This window comes from Bradyrhizobium sp. 23AC, assembly GCF_054863025.1.
Genome location: NZ_JAVAYN010000051.1, coordinates 1 through 2,317, shown reverse-complemented (window position 1 = coordinate 2,317; position 2,317 = coordinate 1). Strand labels below are relative to the sequence as shown.

Sequence of the window (2,317 nt, the reverse complement as noted above, 5' to 3'; positions counted from 1 at the left end):
AGCGCAGCCTCGCTGGGTGCGGAGATCGCGGACGGTTCGACGCTGAACGTCGACGGTCACGTCATCACCTTCAAGAATGCGCCGATCCCGGGTTCGACCGGTGCTCCGAGCGTTCCGACCGGTTATGGTGCGAGCGGCAACGTCCTCACCGACGGCAACGGCAACTCGACGGTCTATCTGCAGGCCGGCACGGTCAACGACGTCTTGAAGGCGATCGACCTTGCCACCGGCGTGCAGACCGCGACGATCAACGCCAACGGCACTGCGACGCTTGCGACGGCCACCGGCCAGACCAACTCGTCGATCAACGCTTCCGGTGCGCTCAAGCTCTCGACCGGCGTCAATGCCGATCTGTCGATCACGGGCACCGGCAACGCGCTGAACGTGCTCGGCCTCGCCGGCAACACCGGAACCTCGACCGCCTTCACCGCGGCGCGTACCTCCGGCATCGGCGGCATCAGCGGCAAGACCTTGACCTTCTCCTCCTTCAACGGCGGCACCGCGGTTGACGTCACCTTCGGCGACGGCACCAACGGCACGGTCAAGACGCTCGATCAGCTCAACACCAAGCTTCAGGCCAACAACCTGACGGCGACGATCGACGCCAACGGCCTGCTGACGGTCTCCACCACCAACGACTACGCGTCCTCGACCATCGGTTCGAGCGCTGCAGGTGGTGCGATCGGCGGTACGCTGACTTCGTCGCTGACGTTCTCGACGGCTTCCAGCCCCGTCCAGGACACGGTTGCCCAGACCTCGCGTGCCAATCTGGTCAACCAGTACAACAACATCCTGAACCAGATCGACACGACGGCGCAGGACTCCTCGTTCAACGGTGTCAACCTCTTGAACGGCGACCAGCTCAAGCTGGTGTTCGACGAGACCGGCAAGTCGAACCTGAGCATCACCGGCGTGACCTACAACTCCAAGGGTCTGGGCCTTGCTGCCCTGACCAGCGGCGTCGACTTCATCGACAACTCCGCGACCAACAAGGTGCTGGCTAACCTGAACGCGGCGTCGAGCACGCTGCGCTCGGAAGCTTCGAGCCTCGGTTCGAACCTCTCGGTGGTGCAGGTTCGTCAGGACTTCAACAAGAGCCTGATCAACGTGCTGCAGACCGGTTCGTCCAACCTGACCCTGGCCGACACCAACACCGAAGCGGCCAACAGCCAGGCGCTGTCGACCCGTCAGTCGATCGCGGTCTCCGCGCTCTCGCTGGCCAACCAGTCGCAGCAGAGCGTGCTGCAGCTGCTCCGCTAACAAGCGGACGACATCGCAAGACGACTACGGCGGCGGGGCTTCGGCCCCGCCGCTTTCTTTTGTACCTGCATCAAAGTGCCGCTCGACAAGGTGGAGGGGGATGCGTTCGGATGCAGCCAATTGCTCACTCTGAGTTATGGTTGACAAGTCGCAAACGCCTCGTCGCTGCACCAAAAAACATCATCCTATCATGACGATATGGCCAGGCGCGATCCGGCTCCGAACGCGCGTATGGTGAATCCGGGCAAGGACTGCCGCGACACGCTTCATGCTTTGTTAGCCGTCTGCGTTCACCGTCCCGGCATCGATTAATCCTAATCGAAGTTTGTTTGTTGCGTTGCGTACCAGAAGGGTAACACTCAATGTCCGGTATCGTTCTCTCTTCGTCGGTTCGTCAGAACCTGCTCTCCCTCCAGTCCACCGCTGATCTTCTCGCCACCACACAGAGCCGTCTGTCGACCGGCAAGAGCGTCAATTCGGCCCTGGACAATCCCACCAACTTCTTCACCGCCCAGTCGCTCGACAACCGCGCCAGCGACATCAACAATCTGCTCGACGGCATCGCCAACGGCGTGCAGGTGCTGCAGGCCGCCAACACCGGCATCACTTCGCTGCAGAAGCTGATCGACAGCGCGAAGTCGATCGCCAACCAGGCGCTGCAGACCACCGTCGGCTACTCCACCAAGTCGAACGTCTCCACCACCATCTCCGGTGCGACGGCCGCCGACCTGCGCGGCACGACGAGCTTTGCCAGCGCCACCGCATCCAGCAACGTGCTGTATAGCGGCGCGGCCGGCGGCACCACGGCGGCGACCGGCACCACGACGCTCGGCGCCAGCATCGGCGTCTTCGCAAGCACTGGCGCAACGACCGGCGCCGGCGGCACCACGACCCTGGAAGGCACCATCACCCTGATCGCCACCAACGGCACGAGCGCCAGCGGCCTGGCCGGCAACGCCCAGCCCGCCGACGGCGACACGCTGACCGTGAACGGCAAGACCATCACCTTCCGCGCCGGCGTTGCGCCGGCGGCGAGCGGTGTCCCCTCCGGTTCGGG

The 2,317-nt window shown here is 63.8% G+C and carries 2 protein-coding genes; both read left to right on the top strand.

All coding sequences use genetic code 11. The features are described from left to right. The coding region (locus tag RAD10_RS41340) for a DUF1522 domain-containing protein (protein WP_461621958.1) at nucleotides 1-1,260 on the top strand (1,260 nt) is incomplete at its 5' end. 362 nt (nucleotides 1,261-1,622) lie between these two features. Further along, the coding region (locus tag RAD10_RS41335) for a flagellin N-terminal helical domain-containing protein (protein ID WP_461621957.1) at nucleotides 1,623-2,317 on the top strand (695 nt) is incomplete at its 3' end.